Annotated in this window: 14 protein-coding genes; 10 read left to right on the forward strand and 4 right to left on the reverse strand. The window is 71.6% G+C overall.

Annotation, left to right across the window (positions count from 1 at the left end; all coding sequences use genetic code 11):
* Positions 1-47: 47 nt before the first annotated feature.
* The 4 genes from map (at position 48) to LY40_RS17075 (ending at position 5,300) form a co-directional block, all read left to right on the forward strand.
* Positions 48-905, forward strand: coding sequence for a type I methionyl aminopeptidase (gene map / locus LY40_RS17060; protein ID WP_183778344.1), 858 nt, complete (start codon positions 48-50; stop codon positions 903-905).
* A 318-nt stretch (positions 906-1,223) separates the two neighbouring features.
* A complete protein-coding gene (locus LY40_RS17065; RefSeq protein WP_183778342.1) occupies positions 1,224-2,018 on the forward strand; it encodes a 3-hydroxybutyrate dehydrogenase in 795 nt (264 codons plus the stop codon).
* 55 nt (positions 2,019-2,073) lie between these two features.
* A complete protein-coding gene (locus LY40_RS17070; protein WP_307876895.1) occupies positions 2,074-3,477 on the forward strand; it encodes an MFS transporter in 1,404 nt (467 codons plus the stop codon).
* On the forward strand, positions 3,474-5,300 hold the full coding sequence (locus LY40_RS17075) for a helix-turn-helix domain-containing protein (protein WP_183778338.1): 1,827 nt from the start codon (positions 3,474-3,476) through the stop codon (positions 5,298-5,300). Before LY40_RS17070 ends, LY40_RS17075 begins: the two co-directional genes overlap by 4 nt.
* Positions 5,301-5,440: 140 nt before the next feature.
* On the opposite strand, the gene LY40_RS17080 is transcribed toward LY40_RS17075, so the two are convergent.
* Entirely contained in the window at positions 5,441-6,118 is a 678-nt protein-coding gene (locus LY40_RS17080; RefSeq protein WP_183778336.1) for a FadR/GntR family transcriptional regulator, read from the reverse strand.
* A gap of 100 nt (positions 6,119-6,218) precedes the next feature.
* Between LY40_RS17080 and LY40_RS17085 the strand changes: the two genes are divergently transcribed.
* On the forward strand, positions 6,219-7,505 hold the full coding sequence (locus LY40_RS17085; protein WP_372497688.1) for an MFS transporter: 1,287 nt from the start codon (positions 6,219-6,221) through the stop codon (positions 7,503-7,505).
* A 173-nt stretch (positions 7,506-7,678) separates the two neighbouring features.
* Here LY40_RS17085 and LY40_RS17090 read toward each other — a convergent pair whose 3' ends face one another.
* On the reverse strand, positions 7,679-9,079 hold the full coding sequence (locus LY40_RS17090) for a mycothione reductase (RefSeq protein ID WP_183778335.1): 1,401 nt from the start codon (positions 9,077-9,079) through the stop codon (positions 7,679-7,681).
* Between the two features lie 105 nt (positions 9,080-9,184).
* On the opposite strand from LY40_RS17090, the gene LY40_RS17095 reads away from it, so the two are divergent.
* Positions 9,185-10,588, forward strand: coding sequence for a CobW family GTP-binding protein (locus LY40_RS17095; RefSeq protein ID WP_307876896.1), 1,404 nt, complete (start codon positions 9,185-9,187; stop codon positions 10,586-10,588).
* A 430-nt stretch (positions 10,589-11,018) separates the two neighbouring features.
* Here the strand turns inward: LY40_RS17095 and LY40_RS17100 are convergent, their stop codons facing one another.
* Positions 11,019-12,512, reverse strand: coding sequence for a cobyric acid synthase (locus tag LY40_RS17100; RefSeq protein WP_258937424.1), 1,494 nt, complete (start codon positions 12,510-12,512; stop codon positions 11,019-11,021).
* Positions 12,513-12,619: 107 nt separating this feature from the next.
* Between LY40_RS17100 and LY40_RS17105 the strand changes: the two genes are divergently transcribed.
* From LY40_RS17105 to LY40_RS17120, 4 genes are all read left to right on the forward strand, one after another.
* On the forward strand, positions 12,620-13,432 hold the full coding sequence (locus LY40_RS17105; protein ID WP_183784781.1) for a S1 family peptidase: 813 nt from the start codon (positions 12,620-12,622) through the stop codon (positions 13,430-13,432).
* A 74-nt stretch (positions 13,433-13,506) separates the two neighbouring features.
* Positions 13,507-13,941, forward strand: coding sequence for a GNAT family N-acetyltransferase (locus LY40_RS17110; RefSeq protein WP_183778332.1), 435 nt, complete (start codon positions 13,507-13,509; stop codon positions 13,939-13,941).
* Positions 13,942-14,255: 314 nt separating this feature from the next.
* Positions 14,256-14,543, forward strand: a complete 288-nt coding sequence (locus LY40_RS17115; protein ID WP_183778331.1) for an Rv1322 family protein — start codon at positions 14,256-14,258, stop codon at positions 14,541-14,543.
* A 115-nt stretch (positions 14,544-14,658) separates the two neighbouring features.
* Entirely contained in the window at positions 14,659-15,504 is an 846-nt protein-coding gene (locus LY40_RS17120; RefSeq protein WP_258937425.1) for an alpha/beta fold hydrolase, read from the forward strand.
* Here the strand turns inward: LY40_RS17120 and LY40_RS17125 are convergent.
* The gene (locus LY40_RS17125) at positions 15,479-16,357 is read right to left on the reverse strand and encodes a phosphotransferase (protein ID WP_183778327.1); all 879 of its coding nucleotides are present in this window, start codon (positions 16,355-16,357) and stop codon (positions 15,479-15,481) included. The two genes, LY40_RS17120 and LY40_RS17125, sit on opposite strands and share 26 nt — an antisense overlap.
* Positions 16,358-16,375 lie beyond the last annotated feature (18 nt).

Raw genomic sequence — 16,375 nt, forward strand, 5'->3', positions numbered from 1 at the left:
GCCGCCACCCCCCAACGCCGCGCTGCCGCGCGACTAGACTTCTGGGTATGCCCGCTCGTGCTCCGCTGAAGCCCGGCGTCCAGACACCGCGCCGTGAGGTCCCGCCGTCGATCACCCGTCCCGAATATGTCGACAAACCCGCCCCGAAGCGGGACGACAGCGGTGCGGTCCGCACCCCCGAGACCATCGAGGCGATGCGGGTGGCCAGCAAGATCGCGGCTCAGGCGTTGCAGGAGGGTGGCAAGGCGGTCAAGCCCGGCAACACCACCGACGACGTCGACAAGGTCGTGCACGAGTTCCTGATGGACCACGGCGCCTACCCGTCGACCCTCGGCTACCGGGGTTTCCCCAAGTCGTGCTGCACCTCCATGAACGAGGTCATCTGTCACGGAATCCCGGACTCGACGGTCATCGAGGACGGCGACATCTGCAACATCGACGTCACGGCCTACATCGGCGGCGTGCACGGTGACACCAACGCCACATTCCTGGCAGGCGACGTCGACGAGGAGGCCCGCCTTCTCGTCGAGCGCACCGAGGAGGCGTTGAAGCGCGCGATCAAGGCCGTCCGGCCGGGCAGGCAGCTCAACGTCATCGGCCGTGTCATCGAGGTCTACGCCAAGCGGTTCGACTACGGCGTCGTGCGCGACTTCACCGGCCACGGTGTCGGCCCGGCGTTCCACACCGAGCCGACGGTGCTGCACTACGAGGAGCCGAACGTCACCACGCTCATCGAGGAGGGCATGACCTTCACGATCGAGCCGATGATCACCCTGGGCACGATCGACTACGACGTGTGGGACGACGACTGGACGGTCACCACCAAGGACAAGAAGTGGACCGCCCAGTTCGAGCACACGCTCGTGGTGAACGCCGACGGCGCGGAGATCCTCACCCTGCCCTGAATCCGCGGACCGGCGGAAGTCCGGGCGCAGCCGCCCCGTCGAGGGCGGCAGCTTGCGGGGGACTGTCACGTCGCCGAGTTCGGCCACCCGCGGCCGGCCGGCCAGCCTTCCGCCGCTGAGTAGGACCAGGGGAACGGCGCCGTGGCGAGGCGGGCCGTCGTCGAATCCGGACCCCATTGCCGGGGCCCGTCTCATCGCGCCGCGGATTGCCACGTCGTGTGATCAGCCGTGAATGTCGCCGGCATACACTGCACACCCGCGAGGTGTATGGCGTGACCACATAGCAGCGGCGGGGTGTTCCACTTATGGTCGACACCTGTGACCACGACCACTCCCATTGCCGCCGGAGCGGCGGCCACGTCGCCGTACCCGCCGCTGCACGGGCGCAGCGTGCTCGTCACGGGTGGTGCGGGCGGCATAGGCCGTGCCTGCGTCCGCGCGTTCGCGGAAGCGGGCGCGTCGGTACATCTCGTCGACGTCGACGAGCAGGCCGCCGCCGCGGCCGCGGACGACAGCGGGGCCCAGGCGCATACCGCCGACCTCACCGACCCCGCCGCGATCGACGGGCTTCCCTGCGACGTCGACATCCTCGTCAACAACGCGGGAATCCAGCACGTCGCGCCCATCCCGGATTTCCCACCCGAGATGTTCCGCACCATCCAGAGCCTCATGGTCACGGCGCCGTTCTTGCTGCTGCGCCGCGTGTTGCCGGGCATGTATGAACGCGGCTGGGGCCGCATCGTCAACATCTCGAGCGTGCACGGCCTCCGCGCCAGCCCGAACAAGTCCGCCTATGTGGCGGCGAAACACGCGCTCGAAGGACTCAGCAAGGTCACCGCGCTCGAAGCGGCAGCCCACGGGGTGACCAGCAACTGCATCGACCCCGGCTACGTGCGCACACCCCTGGTCGCCGGTCAGATCGCCGACCAGGCCCGCACCCGCGGCATCGGCGAGGACGCCGTCACCGACGACGTCTTCCTCGCCCGCACGGCGGTGAAACGCCTCATCGAACCGGAGGAGGTCGCCGCCGTCGCGATGTGGCTGTGCGGTGATCACGCGGCCTACCTCACCGGCGCGTCGATCCCGGTCGACGGCGGCTGGACCGCCGCCTGAGGCGGCCCGCAGACTCCCCACCCGTCCCCGCACACACAACGAAGTGGTGATCGAGATGACAGATCCGACGTCCGGGCCGACCCCCGGCGCCGCCGAGTCCGGAGAGCAGCCGAAACGGACCTCCATCGTCCGCGTCGTCAGCGCGAGCATGATCGGAACCACCGTCGAGTGGTACGACTTCTTCCTCTACGGCTCGGCCGCCGCGCTCGTGTTCAACAAGCTGTTCTTTCCCGACTACGACCCGCTGGTCGGCGTCATGCTGGCGTTCGCCACCTACGCCATCGGCTTCGTGGCCCGCCCGCTCGGCGGGCTCGTGTTCGGTCACTTCGGCGACAAGCTCGGCCGCAAGAAGCTGCTCGTGCTGAGTCTGCTGCTCATGGGTGTCGCCACGTTCCTCATGGGTCTGTTGCCCACCTACGCGACCATCGGTATCGCGGCGCCACTGCTGTTGATCTTCCTGCGGCTGGTGCAGGGTTTCGCGGTCGGCGGCGAATGGGGCGGCGCCGTGCTGATCGTCTCCGAACACGGCGATGCGAAGCGGCGCGGGTTCTGGGCCTCGTGGCCGCAGGCCGGCGTTCCGGCCGGCAACCTGCTCGCCACCGCGGTGCTGGCGATACTGGCCGCCGTGCAGAGTGACGCGGCGTTCGAGGCCTGGGGCTGGCGGATCCCGTTCCTGCTTTCGGGCGTGCTCGTGGGAATCGGCCTCTGGATCCGGCTCGCGGTCGAGGAATCACCGGTGTTCGTCGAGGCGGTCAAGAAGGCGGGCGACAACCCGGCGCCCGAGAAGGCGCCGATCCTGACGGTCCTGCGGTACAACTGGCGCCAGGTGCTCATCGCCATGGGCGCGCGCTTCGGCGAGAACGCCTCGTACTACGTGATCACCGCGTTCGTGCTCACGTACCTCACCACGCATCTGGAGCTCCCCAAATCCCTCGGCCTCAACGCCGTGCTGATCGGTTCGGCCGTGCACTTCGCGGTGATCCCGTTCTGGGGCTGGCTCTCCGATGTCGTGGGCCGCCGTGCCGTGTACCTGTTCGGGGCGATCGGCATGGGCGTGTGGGCGTTCGTGTTCTTCGCGCTCCTCGACACTGCATCGCCGCTGGGCACCATCGTGGCGGTCACGGTCGGGTTGGTCCTGCACGGCGCCATGTACAGCCCGCAGGCCGCGTTCTTCTCCGAGCTGTTCGGCACGAAGGTGCGCTACTCGGGCGCGTCGATCGGATACCAGCTCGCCTCGATCGCCGCGGGCGGGCTCGCACCGCTCATCGCGACGGCGCTGCTCAGCAGCACCGGCGCCAGCCTGGCGATCTCGCTGTACGTCGCCGCGACCTGCGCGATCACGATCGTCGCGGTGTACCTGGCCAAGGAGACCAGGGGCCGCTCGCTGGTCGACGAGGACGGAGCCGATGACGCCGGCGAGGCCCGTCCGGCCGACACCGGTGCGACGATCGAGCGGTGACCGACGGCGCTGCCCGACTCCTGCGACTGCTGGCCGACGGCGCTTCGGCGGAGGACCTCGCCCGGGCCGACACCGGGGAGACCGACGACGAAGCGCTGCGGCTGGCGTTGACGATCCGGCGCACTCTCGACGCCCACACGCGGCGCGAGACCGAGCTGGCCGCGCTGTTCGACACGGCCAGTGACCTCGCGCGGTTGCGGGACCTGGACGCCGTGCTGCGGTCGATCGTCCACCGGGCGCGCATGCTGCTGCGGGTCGACATGTCGTATCTGAGTCTCAACGACGAGGAATCCGACAACACCTACATGCGCGTCACGGACGGCTCCGCGTCGGCGCTGTTCCAGCAGGTGCGTCTCGGGATGGGGGAAGGTCTCGGCGGGCTGGTCGCGCAGACGGTGCGGCCCTACGCCACGTCGAACTACCCGGCCGACGACCGGTTCCGCCACACCGGGTCGATCGACAAGGCCGTGCGTGACGAGGGACTGATCGCCATCCTCGGCGTCCCGCTGGCACTCGGCGACCGCGTCATCGGCGTGCTCTACGCCTCGGACCGCAGGCCACGGACGTTCACGCCGGACGAGGTCGCGCTGCTGTCGTCGCTGGCCGATCACGCCGCGATCGCGATCGACAACGCCCGTCTCATCGAGTCCAGCGCCGCGGCGCTGGACGAGCTGGGCCAGGCCAACGAGACGATCCGCGCGCATCACGAATCGCTCGCGCGGGCGCAGGACGCCCACGACCGGCTGGCGGAGCTCGTGCTCGGGGGCGCGGACGTCCAGCGCGTCGCCGAGGCCGTCGCGGCGGTGCTCGACGGTGGCATCGTCGTGCACGACCCCGATGGGGTGCGGCTGGCGTGCGCGGGCGCGGAGCCTGCCGACCTGAGTCCGTACGCGTTGGCGGCCTCGCGTGCCTCGGGTCGCGCCGTCGCCGATGCCGGCGACTGGGTGTGCGCGGTCATGGCAGGACCGCAACTGCTCGGCAGCATCACGCTCACCGGAAGGCCCGACCTGGGCGATGCGGATCGGCGGCTGTTCGAACGGGCGGGCATGGTGACGGCGCTGCTGCTGTTGCTGCGCTCGTCGGCTGCCGAGGCCGAGGACCGGGTGCGCGGTGAGCTGCTCACCGACCTGCTCAGCGTCCCCGAGCGGGACCCCGCGACCCTGCTGGAACGCGGACGCAGGCTCGGCGTGGATCTGAACGAACCGCATGCCGTGCTGCTGCTGCACGCCGACGGCGAGGCGGGCCTCACCCGCGCTCGGCTGGCCTCGGTCGCAGCCCGCTACGGCGTGCTCGCCGGTGTGCACGCCGACCGGGTGGTGCTGTTGATCGGAAGCGAACGGCCGGGAGAGGTGGCGCGTACGGTCGCCGCGGACCTCACGCGGCAGCTCCACGGTCCGGTCACGGTCGGTGCGGCCGGTCCGGCAAGCGGGCCCGCGCAGATCGCCGAGGCACACGCCGAGGCCGCCCGCTGTCTGCGCGGGCTGCTCTCACTGGGCAGGCAGGGAACCGGCGCGGATGCGGCGGACCTCGGATTCGTCGGACTGCTGCTCGGGGACAGGGCGAACGTGCCCGACTTCGTGCGCGCCACGCTCGGACCGGTACTCGACTACGACGCCGAGCGCGGTACGGACCTGGTCAACACCCTGTCCGCCTATTTCGCCTGCAACGGCAGTCTGACGCGCGCCAAGGACCGGCTGCACGTCCACGTCAACACCGTGGCGCAGCGGCTCGAACGCGTGTCCTCGCTGCTCGGCGACGACTGGCAGGAGCCGGAGCGCGCGCTCGAACTCCAGCTCGCGCTGCGGCTGCATCGGCTCGGCTGACCACGCGGTCGTCACCGCCGCAACACGGCCGCCGGGAACCCAGTCGCGCGGCCGTGAGGGGTGGCGGTCGGGTGGAGGGGAGAGCAATACGGGCCGGGAACCGCGCCCCGGGGTCGTCGGTGCGTCGTCCGCCGGTGCGTTCAGCTCAGGTTGCTGTGTGCGTCGAGCTCGTCGAAGAAGGCGCACACCTCGGTGGCCGCGCGGTCGGCGTCCCTGGCGACGAGTGCGGCGAGCAGGCCGCGGTGGCCTTCCTCCTTGGGGTGGGGGAGGCCGAGCCTGGTCATCGCCGCGACGCTGGCGACGACCACTTCGGTCAGTCCGCGGTACAGCTCGGTGAGCACGGAGTTGTGCGCCGCTTCGACAGCCGCCTGGTGGAACGCGGCGTCGATGCGGACGTAGTCGTCCATGTCGCGGTCGGCCCATGCGCGGTCGCGGCCGTCGAGCAGCTCGCGTAGCCGGGCGAGGTCGTCGTCGGTGCGTGCCAGGGCGGCTAGGCGGGCACCCTCGACTTCGAGGGGTTTGCGTACCTGGAGCACTTCGCGCAGTTCGGTGCCCGCGAGTTTGCGGATCGCGCCGGACACCTCGCTCGTGGCGCGCACGTAGGTCCCGTCGCCCTGCCGGACGTCGAGCAGGCCGCTGTGCGCCAGTGCGCGGACCGCCTCGCGCACCGTGTTGCGTCCCACGCCGAGGTCGGCCGCCAGCGACGCCTCGGTGGGGATGCGTTCACCGAGTGGCCATTCACCGCTGCGGATCGCCTCACTCAGCTGGCCGATCACCTGGTCGACCAGCCCGGAGCGCTGGGGTGCGGACAGTGGCACGGGCGGCACCTCCTTCGGGATCGGCCATTCTGCCGAACGCCGATCACACCATGAAAGGTTGGTTCGCCCGGTCATCCTACCTTTTGTTAGCGTCGTGGGTATGGCGAGCAGTTCCATGGAGTCCCGTACCGCGGGCCCCGGCACCACGGCTGCCGACGCGGAGGAACCCGACGCCGCGGCGACACCGGCCGCAGCGGGGCGCGGGCGATCCCGGTGGCATGGCGCGGTGGGTGCCGGGGCCGGTCTGCTCGCCGTGGCGGTGGTGCTCGCCGCGATGAACCTCCGGCCGGCCGTGACCTCCGTGGGCGCCATCCTCGACGAGATGACCCGCGCCCTCGGTGCGAGCGGGTCGTGGGCCGGCGCGCTGACGACGATGCCCGGGCTGTGTTTCGCACTCGCCGGCTTCGGGGCGCCCTGGCTGGCGCGCCGGATCGGACTGTCCGCCGCCGTCGCCACGGCACTGGCGGTGCTCACCTGCGGACTGCTGCTGCGCATCGTCGACGGTCCGCTCGTGGTGCTGGCGGGAACGTTCGTGGCCAGCGCGGGTATCGCACTCGCCAACGTCCTGATCCCCGTCGTCATCAGGACCTCGTTCGCCGCCCGAGTGGGCCTGATGACCGGGATCTACACGGCGGCGCTGCAGACCGGTGGCGCGCTGGGGTCCTCGTTCACGCCACCACTGACGGAACTCACCGGCGGCTGGCGAGGCGGTCTCGGTGGTTGGGCGGTGCTCGCCGTCGTCGCGCTGGTGCTGTGGTTCGCCGCGACCCGCGGCGGCGGCCTCAGCGCATCACACGCGGCGCAGTCGGCAGAGCCCCGGCGATCGCTGCTGCGCAACCGGCTCGCATGGATCGTCACCGGCTTCTTCGGCACACAGGCGTGCTTCGCCTACATCATGATGGGCTGGATGCCGCAGGTGCTCATCGACGCCGGGGTGAGCCGGACCAGCGCGGGACTGCTGATGGGGCTGGTGTCGCTGCTGGGCCTGCCGGTCAGTTTCTTCGTCCCGCCACTGGTCGTCGCCCGCGGCGGCCTCGGCTTCTGGTCGGTCGGGCTCGGACTGCTCGGCATCACCGGACTGACCGGCCTGCTGCTGGCCCCCGCCGCCGCGCCGCTGCTGTGGTCCATCCTCATCGGACTCGGCATGGCGGTGTTCTCCCTCGCCATCACCGCGATCACGCTGCGCGGCCGGACCGGCACCGACACCGCGTCGCTGTCCGGCATGGCACAGGGACTCGGCTACCTGCTGGGCGCGCTCGGCCCGTTCGCCTTCGGTGTGCTGCACGACCTCACCGGCGGCTGGACGGTGCCGCTGACGATGGTGCTCGTCGTCGTGACCGCCCAGCTCGCCTTCGGCTGGTACGCGGGCAAACCGCGATACGTCTAGCGGCCGCCTGCACAAGGGCGGCGAGACCCGCGCGGGGCATGATCAGGGGAAGACTCGTGGCGCCCTCCCGTCGGCCCGGCCACCAGCCCCTCACGGACACGCCGATGCGTGGCTGTGCGCGTGCCCCAAGGTGCCCTTGGGGCGCCTCGGGGGCACTGAACCGGGGCGCGCCGTCAGTCGAGCGGCAGGTTCAGCAGCGCGTTCTCGATCAGTTCCGGCATGGCCGGGTGGATCCAGTACTGGCCGCGGGCCATGCTGCGCGCGTCTAGGTCGAAGCTCATCGCCTGGATCAGCGGCTGGATCAGCGTCGGCGCCTGCGGGCCGATGATGTGCGCGCCGAGCAGCTTCCCGGTCGACGGATCGGCGAGCAGCTTGGCGAAGTGCGCCTCGTCCTCCATCGCCCAGCCGTAGGCGATGCCGCCGTAGTCCTGGGTCGCCGTCACGTACGCCACGCCCTGGGCCGCGGCGTCCCGTTCCGTCAGCCCCACCGAGGCGATCTGCGGTGAGCCGAACACCGCGTGCGGCACGAACCGGTGGTCGGCCGCCACGGCGGAATCCTCGACTCCCAGGTCGTGCAGCAGGTTGTGCTGCACCACGCGCGCCTCGTGGTTGGCCACGTGCTTGAGTTCGGCGGGGGAGCTGATGTCGCCCAGCGCGTAGATCCCGTCGACGGCCGTGCGCTGGTACTCGTCGACCTCGACGTGCCCCGACGGTGTCACGGCGACGCCGGTCGTCCCGACGTTCAGCAGGTCCGCGTTCGACCGCCTGCCGGTGGCCACCAGCAACAGATCACCGTCGACCGTCTCGTGTCCGCCCGGACCGTCGAGATCCAGCGCGATCCCCGTCTCCGTGCGGCGGGCGCGGGTCGTGGTGCGGTTGAGGCGCAGGTCGATCCGCTGTGCGGCGAGCTCGGTGTAGCGGCGGCTGACGTCCTCGTCCTCGGCGCGCAGCATCGCCCCGGAACGGGCGATCAGCGTGACCTCGACGCCGAACGCCGAGAACACGTGCGCGAACTCGGCCGCGACGAACCCGCTGCCGAGGATGACCAGCCGTCGCGGCAGCTCGTCGATCCGCATGACCGTGTCCGACGTGTGGAAGCCGGTCTCGGCCAGGCCCGGAACGTCGGGAGCGACCGCCCGGCCGCCCGCCGCGAGCACGAAACGGTCGGCGGTGATCGTCTCCGGCCCGTCGGCCAGCTCGACGGTCAGCTCCTTGTGCCCGGTGAACCGGCCCTCGCCTTCGTAGACGGTGACGTTCGCGTTGTCGTCGTGTTCGATGCGGTACTCGCGGCCGCCCGCGGCGATCGCGTCGATACGCCCGAAGATGCGGTCACGGATGTCGCGCCAGCGCACCCCGTCCAGCGTCTCGTCGACCCCCAGTCGTGCCGCCGCCGCCGGCGTCGCGGCGAGGTCCGCGGGGTGGACGAACATCTTCGTCGGGATGCAGCCCACGTTCAGGCACGTGCCGCCGAAGACGCCCTTCTCGACGATGGCGACCTTCCGGTCGGCGAAACGCTGGTCGAGGATCGAGTTCCCCGAGCCGGTCCCGATGATGACGATGTCGTAGTGCGGCACGTCGGTACCCTCTCAGGCCGTGGGTTTGCCGGTCTGTCCGCCTACCTCAACCCGTCCAGACGCCCGAGTGTTCCCAGGAGGTCGACACGTGGCTGGGAGGCAAGTATGACTGCGAGCGGTCAGCAGCGGCGTCGCGGTGCTGCGGGCCGTGGCGCGGCCCGCCGGGTGCCGGTCGTGATCCTGGCCGGCTTCCTCGGCGCAGGGAAGACGACGCTGCTCAACCACCTGCTCGCGGGCGCACGCGGCACGCGCATCGGCGTCGTCGTCAACGACTTCGGCAGCGTGAACGTCGACGCGCTGAGCGTGGCGGGCCAGGTGGACTCGATGGTCTCCCTCGAGAACGGGTGCCTGTGCTGCGCCGTCGACGCGAGCGGACTGGACCGGATGCTGTCGGTGCTCACCGACCCGGCGGCGGAGCTGGACCTCGTCGTCGTGGAGGCGAGCGGTCTCGCCGAACCGCGCAGCCTCGTGCGGCTCGTACTCGCCAGCGAGGACCCGTACGTCGAGTACGGCGGCCTGGTCGAGCTCGTCGACGCCGCCGAGTTCCCCGCACTGCGCGAGCGGCATCCCGAGCTGGCCGACCAGGTGGCGATGGCCGACCTCGTCGTGCTCAACAAGGTCGACCGCGCCGCCGACGGCGTCGCGGACCTGGTCCGCGAACTGGCGGGCCCGACGCCGGTGCTGCCCGCCGAGTTCGGGCGGATCGACCCGGAGCTGCTGTTCGACCGCGTCACCGCCGCGCCGGACGACGGCCCGCGCCAGCTCACGTTCGACGACCTGCGGCTCGCCGAGGCCGACGCGGACGACCACGATGATCACTCCACGCACGCACACGCCGTCTACGACACCGTCACCGTCGAGACCGGCCCACTGCATCCGCGCCGGTTCGCCGCGTTCCTCGAGGCCCGGCCCGCCGGGCTGTATCGGATGAAGGGCACCGTGACCGTCGGTGTGCCCGCCCGTCGCGAGGGGTACGAGGTGCATACCGTCGGGGCGTACGTGCGCGCTGAGCGGGTGGCGCGGCCCGGCGACCGGGGGAGCAGGCTGGTGCTCATCGGTGCCGGAGTGGACGCCGAGGGGCTGCGCGCCGAGGTGGAGAAGTGTTCGACGGCCGTCGCCGGCGAGGCCGTCGAACAGGATCTGTTGCCGCTGCTGCGGTACGTCGCCGATCAGTCCAGGGACGCGGGTGACGCCGGAGAGGACGTGGACGCAGGGGGAGTGGACGGCGATACGGCCGACGGCCTCGACGTCGCCGACCCTGCGGCTGACATCACCGATCCTGTGGTCGCTGCGGAGTTCACGGCCGCCGACGCCGTGGCCCGGGACGACGCCGTTGCCGGGGACGACGCCGTGGCCTGGGACGACGCTGTGGCCCGGGACGACGCTGTGGCCTGGGACGACGACATGGTTGCGGACGACGACGCCGAGCCGGAGCCGACCGGCTGCGTCGCTCATCCCGAGGCGTTCGACACGCTGGTCGCCCCGGAGGATTTCGATCCCGAGCGGTAGGTGAGACCTGTCCCGCCGCCGGTTCGCCGGGCGCACCACCACGGCCGGACGGCCTCCGCAACCCGCACCTGCGCGCTGCCGTGTCGCGCCGCGTTGCCGTGTCGTTGTGTCGGCGAGGTGGCGGTCGGGCGCCGAGCGTGCGCAACACGGTCCGGTACCTGGTGGCACGGCCCCGGAAATGCAGTCGCACGGGGTGTGCCGGGGACGGCGCCCGGGTTACGGGCGCAACCCCGCTTCCCCGAAGCGGCAACCGAGGCCGCGGGAACACAACATGGGCCCTGGAATCCGCAACACGGCCTCTGGAATCCGCAACACGGCCCCCTGAACCCGCAACACGGGCCCCTGAAAGCGCAACACGGCCCGGTGGGTGCACCGACGGGGCAGAGGCACAGAGGCACAGAGGGTTAGAGAGGGGCAGAGGGTCGGAGGGTCAGCTCTTCGTGAGTGTCAGGGTCGGCAGGTCGGCAGGGACGCCCTCGGTGATCAGCTTCTCGAGGGCGGCGGTGTCCACGTTGTCGTCGATCGCGTCGGCCAGGCCGTCGAGCATCGCCTCGCGCCGTTCGGCGAAACCGGGCGCGTCGGCGGGCACCCAGTCCACTCCGGACTGACGGGCGGCCTCGGCGAGCCACGCCCTGCGGAACGCGTCGTTCTCGAACACGCCGTGCCACATCGTGCCCCACACCGCATCGGTGCGGAGCCCGTCCAGGAACGGTTCCGCGGCGTGTCCGGGATCGTGGCCGGCGACGCCGTGATGGATCTCGTAGCCGCGCACGTCGTGTCCCCGCCACGACGTCGACGGTGTGGCGAGCGTCTTGTCCGCGCTGAAGGTCACCGACATCGGCAGCAGGCCGAGTCCGGTGGCACCGGCGTCGGAGGATTCGATGCCGTCGGTGATCGCCCCGCCGAGCATCTGGTAGCCGCCGCAGATGCCGAGCACCGGCCTGCCCGTCTCGGCGCGGTGGCGGACGGCGTCGTCGAGCCCTCGCTGCCGCAACCACGCCAGGTCATCCACAGTGGACCGAGTGCCGGGCAGGACGGCGATGTCGGCGGCGGCGACCACGTCCGGGTTGGCAGTGACGGTCACGTCGACGCCCGGTTCGGCTGCCAGCGGGTCGAGATCGGTGGCGTTGGACACGCGGGGAAACCGCACCGCCGCCACGCGCAGGGTCGCGCCCGCCCCGCGGCGGTGCCCGTCCCAGCCCGCGATGGCGAGCGCGTCCTCCGAGTCGAGCCACACATCGGGGAGCCAGGGCAGCACGCCGAGCACGGGACGCCCGGTCAGTTCGGTGACCGACCGCAGCCCCGGTTCGAGCAGCGCGGCGTCGCCGCGGAACTTGTTCACCAGGAACGCCGCGAGATGTGCCTGGTCGGCCTCGTCCACGATGCCGACCGTGCCGGCCAGCGCCGCGAGCAACCCGCCCCGGTCGACATCGCCGACCAGCAGCACCGGCAGGTCGGCCGCGCGGGCCAGGCCCATGTTCACGTAGTCGCCGTCGCGCAGGTTCGTCTCCGCGGGGCTGCCCGCGCCCTCGCAGACGACGACGTCGAACCGCTCGCGCAGCTCGTCCAGCGCGGCGAAGGCGGCGTCCGCCAGTTCCCGGCGGCCGTGAGCCCAGTCACCCGCATGGAGGTCGCCCCAGGGGGTGCCGCGCAGCACGACGTGACTGCGCCGGTCACCGCCCGGCTTGAGGAGTACGGGGTTCATCGCGGACTCGGGCTCGGCGCCCGCGGCGACGGCCTGCAGCCACTGGGCCCTGCCGATCTCCGCGCCGTCGGCGCAGACCATCGAGTTGTTCGACATGTTCTGCGCCTTGAACGGCGCCACTCGCACGCCGCGGCGCGCGAGCCAGCGGCACACGCCGGCGGCCACTGTGGACTTGCCGGCGTCGGATGTCGTTCCTGCGATCAAGAGGCCACCACGCACGCCCGTACGGTAGTCCACCCGATCCAGCGACCCCGGATTCGGGCATGTGGGCCGTAGCCTGGGCCGGACTCGATCAGCAGACCTACGAGGGGACCGCTATGCCCGTGATGCCCGCATCGCCGCGTTCCGGCGGTGTCCGTCCGGCCCGCCGCAGCTCGTCCGTGCTCGCCGCGCTCGCGCTGACGGCCCTGACGAGCGCCGCGCTGGTGCCGGCGACGGCGAGCGCCGCGGAACCGTACGTCGTGGGCGGCGAGGAGACGTCCGTGACCGACCACTCCTACGCCGTGTACCTCGTCGACGACGACGGTAGGCAGTTCTGCGGCGGTACGCTCACGTCGTCACGGAAGGTCGTCACCGCGGCACACTGCGCCGACGCACTGCCAGCCGACGAGCTCGGCGTCGTCGCGGGTAGGCAGGACACACGCACCGACCGTGGCATCGAAGCCGGTGTCCGCGACGTGTGGATCGAGCCGAGCTATCAGAACCCCGTGTCGGGCGGAGACATCGCCGTGCTCTCGCTCGACCGCACCGTGCCGTACCGCACCGCGAAGGTCGCCGACTCCTCCGACTCGGAGAAGTACAGCGCCGGCACCGAGGCGACCGTCCTCGGCTGGGGCAGGGTGGACGAATCGGGCGAGCGGTCGCACACCCTGCGTTCGGCCGACGTTCCCGTCGTCGCCGACGACACGTGCTCGCAGGCCTACGACGAGTACGACCCTGAGTCGATGGTCTGCGCCGGTTATCCGGACGGCGGCACGGACGCCTGTCAGGGCGATTCGGGCGGTCCGCTGATGGTCGGCGACACGCTCATCGGCGTGGTGTCGTGGGGCGAGGGCTGCGCCAGGCCGGGTAAGCCGGGGGTCTACACCCGTGTCTCGACGTTCGAACCGCAGCTCGGGGGTCAGGGCGTCGACTCCTGACCGTCGCCGGGCCGGCACTGCGGAGCTCCGCGGTGCCGGCGTGGGTTTTGGCACGGCCGTGTCACACTGGTCGGGTGACCGACCTGGTGGCTCGCCGCGGCCCGGATCTGACGGCCGCCGAACTGTACGACCTGCTCCGGCTACGCGTGGACGTGTTCGTCGTGGAGCAGAACTGCCCCTACGGCGAGATCGACGGCCTGGATCTACTGCCGACGACATGGCATCTGTGGGCGCCCGGCGACGCGGGAGCCGCCGGTTGCCTGCGGGTGCTGGCCGAACCGGGCGGCGTCGCCCGAGTCGGCCGGGTGGTGACGGCCCCGTCCGCGCGGGGCACCGGCCTCGGTGCGCGGCTCATGGACGCGGCGGTCCAGTACATCGGCGATGTGGAGTCGGTGCTCAACGCCCAGACCTACGCGCAGGGCTTCTACGCGCGGTTCGGCTACGAACCCGAGGGTGAGGAGTTCGACGAGGACGGCATTCCCCACATCGCCATGCGCCGGAAGGCGTGACCGGCGCGGCGCCGGACCGTCTGGCCCATTGGCCCAGCGCCGGAAAGCTTGCTGAGAACCCAGCGCCGGGAGGCTTGCTCACAGGCCCAGCGCCGGAAGGCTTGCTGAGAGGTCCACCGCCGGGAACTCGTTCATAGACCGAGCGCTGGACGCTTGCTGATGACAGAGCGCGGGTCTACCGAGCGGTCCAGTGTTCGGATTTCTGCGTTGCCCCGGCGGGCCGGATGCAGAACACGCGGTGCTGGATGCGGAACACGCGGTGCTGGATGCAGAACACGCGAGGGATGTGCTGCGGGCTTCGGTACCGTGGATGAATGCCTCGACGTCATCGCCGATCGCGGGACGAGCGTCCGCGTCCCGCCGTGAGCGGGTGGGCGCGATCCGAGTCCGCCGAGGACGGTGACTGGCTCGTGCGCACCGTGCCGGGCGCGCAGGCGACGAAGATGTACCGCTGCCCGGGGTGTGATCACGAGATCCGGCCCGGCGTCCCGCACGTCGTGGCGTGGCCCGCCGATGAGACTGGTTCGGTGGTCGATCGCAGGCACTGGCACAACGGCTGTTGGCAGGCGCGCGGTCGCCGCGGCCCGACCCGCCGCCGCTGAGCCCGACCGCCGCTGAGCCCGACCCGCCGTCGCTGAGCACGTCCCGCCGACGACCGGACGCGCCGAGCGATCGCCGCCTCGCCGAGGTGGCGGGTGATCGGGAACAATCGCCGCCATGGCGGACCTTCCCCTCGTACTCCTGCACGCGTACCCGCTCGACGCGCGGATGTGGAACGCCGTCCGCGGCCAGTTGTCGGCCCGCACCCGCGTGATCACGCCCGATCAGCGCGGTATGGGCCGCAGTCCCTTCCCGGACGCCCCGACCTCGAACGGCGACTCGCCCGCCTCGGCCACGACCGCTTCGAACGGAGCCGTCTCCGGCGCGGTCGCCTCGGGGAGCGCCGGCCAGCCGGACCGGGAGCCGAATCTCGACGACGCGGCCCGCGATGTCGTGGCGCTGCTCGACCGGCTCGAGATCGACCGGGTGGTGCTCGGCGGCTGCTCGATGGGCGGGTACCTGACCATGGCTGTGCTGCGGGCGGCACCCGAGCGGGTCGGCGGGCTCGTGCTCATCGACACGAAGGCCGAGGCCGACACCGATGAGGCGCGCGCGAACCGGTTGTCGGTCGCGGACCGGGCCGAAGCCGAGGGCATCACGGGCTGGCTCGCCGACGCGACGGTGCCCGCACTGCTGTCCGACTCCACTCGCGAGCGGCAGCCCGAGGTCGAGGCGCTCGTCCGCGAACTCGTCGACTCGCAGCAGCCCTCGGGAGTCGCCTGGGCCCAGCGCGCCATGGCCGCGCGGCCGGACTCCACCGACACCCTCCGCGCCGCGGACGTCCCCGCGCTGGTGCTCGTGGGGGAGCGGGACGGGCTCACGCCGCCGGACGCCGCCAGGGCGATGGCCGACGTGCTGCCCGCCGCGCGACTCGAAACGATCCCGGAGGCCGGTCACCTCACACCGCTCGAGGCGCCCGAGGCCGTGGCCAAGGCGATCACCGACTGGTATCCGGCGGGGTGAGGTACGCGGCGAGCGCCTCGCGTGCCCGCCGCCGCTCCTGACTGCCGGTGGGCGAGCCGCGCGCCAGCAGCATCCGCCAGCAGACGCCGTACAACCTGCGCAGCGCGATGAACGGCGCCAGCGCGTCGGAGTCGGGGGCGTCCGGGTAGGCGGCCACCGCGGCGGCGCCGTCGAGCAGACTCGTCCGCCGCAGTACGGCCAGATCCCACGCGACCGGGCCGAACCAGGTGTCCTCGAAGTCGGTCCACAGCAGGCCCCGTGGTGTGGTGAGCAGGTTGCCGGGGTGCGCATCGCCGTGGAGCGCCTGACCGTGAAGTGCCTGATTCCGCCCCGGCGCTTCCGCCGCTGCACGCGCGAGCCGGTCGAGGTCGGTCCGCAGACCGTCCGGTACGTCGTCGCCCAGGAGGTGCAGCAGCTGCCGCGCCTCGGCCACGGGGCCGTCGGACGGCAGGTCACCGGGGTAACCGCGGGCTGCCGCATGGACCTGCTCGAGGGTGTAGGCCACCTCGGCGGGCGCCGGTACCGCCGACCGATCGTGACGGACATAACGCCAGAACGTCACCGCATCCCCACCCGCGCCGTGCGGGCCCGGCGGCGGGTCCGACGACGGTGGCACCACGGGCGCACCGGCCCGCGCGAGGAACCCGGCGAGCCGGACCTCCCTGGCGAGTGCCGCACCAGGATCGGACCGCAGTGACGCCGTCGCACCGGGCGTCCGTGCGACCACGTCACCCAGTCTGACCAGGAGATTCGATCCCGAGGCGAGTATCTCCGGCTCGTCGGTGCGCACCCCGAACCGGCGGGCCGTGTCCAGGACGGCGGCAAGTCGAGGGGGCACCGATCGGGCACTCATGACGTGATGTTCGCAGCC

It is taken from the genome of Prauserella salsuginis (assembly GCF_024648885.1).
Lineage (GTDB): Bacteria > Actinomycetota > Actinomycetes > Mycobacteriales > Pseudonocardiaceae > Prauserella > Prauserella salsuginis.

Excerpts from the sequence above, each read along its gene's own strand:
- LY40_RS17095 (WP_307876896.1), top strand. The coding sequence starts at position 9,185 with ATGACTGCGAGCGGTCAGCAGCGGCGTCGCGGTGCTGCGGGCCGTGGC.
- LY40_RS17115 (WP_183778331.1), top strand. The coding sequence starts at position 14,256 with ATGCCTCGACGTCATCGCCGATCGCGGGACGAGCGTCCGCGTCCCGCC.
- LY40_RS17105 (WP_183784781.1), top strand. The coding sequence starts at position 12,620 with ATGCCCGCATCGCCGCGTTCCGGCGGTGTCCGTCCGGCCCGCCGCAGC.
- LY40_RS17085 (WP_372497688.1), top strand. The coding sequence starts at position 6,219 with ATGGCGAGCAGTTCCATGGAGTCCCGTACCGCGGGCCCCGGCACCACG.
- LY40_RS17125 (WP_183778327.1), bottom strand. The coding sequence starts at position 16,357 with ATGAGTGCCCGATCGGTGCCCCCTCGACTTGCCGCCGTCCTGGACACG.
- LY40_RS17070 (WP_307876895.1), top strand. The coding sequence starts at position 2,074 with ATGACAGATCCGACGTCCGGGCCGACCCCCGGCGCCGCCGAGTCCGGA.
- LY40_RS17120 (WP_258937425.1), top strand. The coding sequence starts at position 14,659 with ATGGCGGACCTTCCCCTCGTACTCCTGCACGCGTACCCGCTCGACGCG.
- map (WP_183778344.1), top strand. The coding sequence starts at position 48 with ATGCCCGCTCGTGCTCCGCTGAAGCCCGGCGTCCAGACACCGCGCCGT.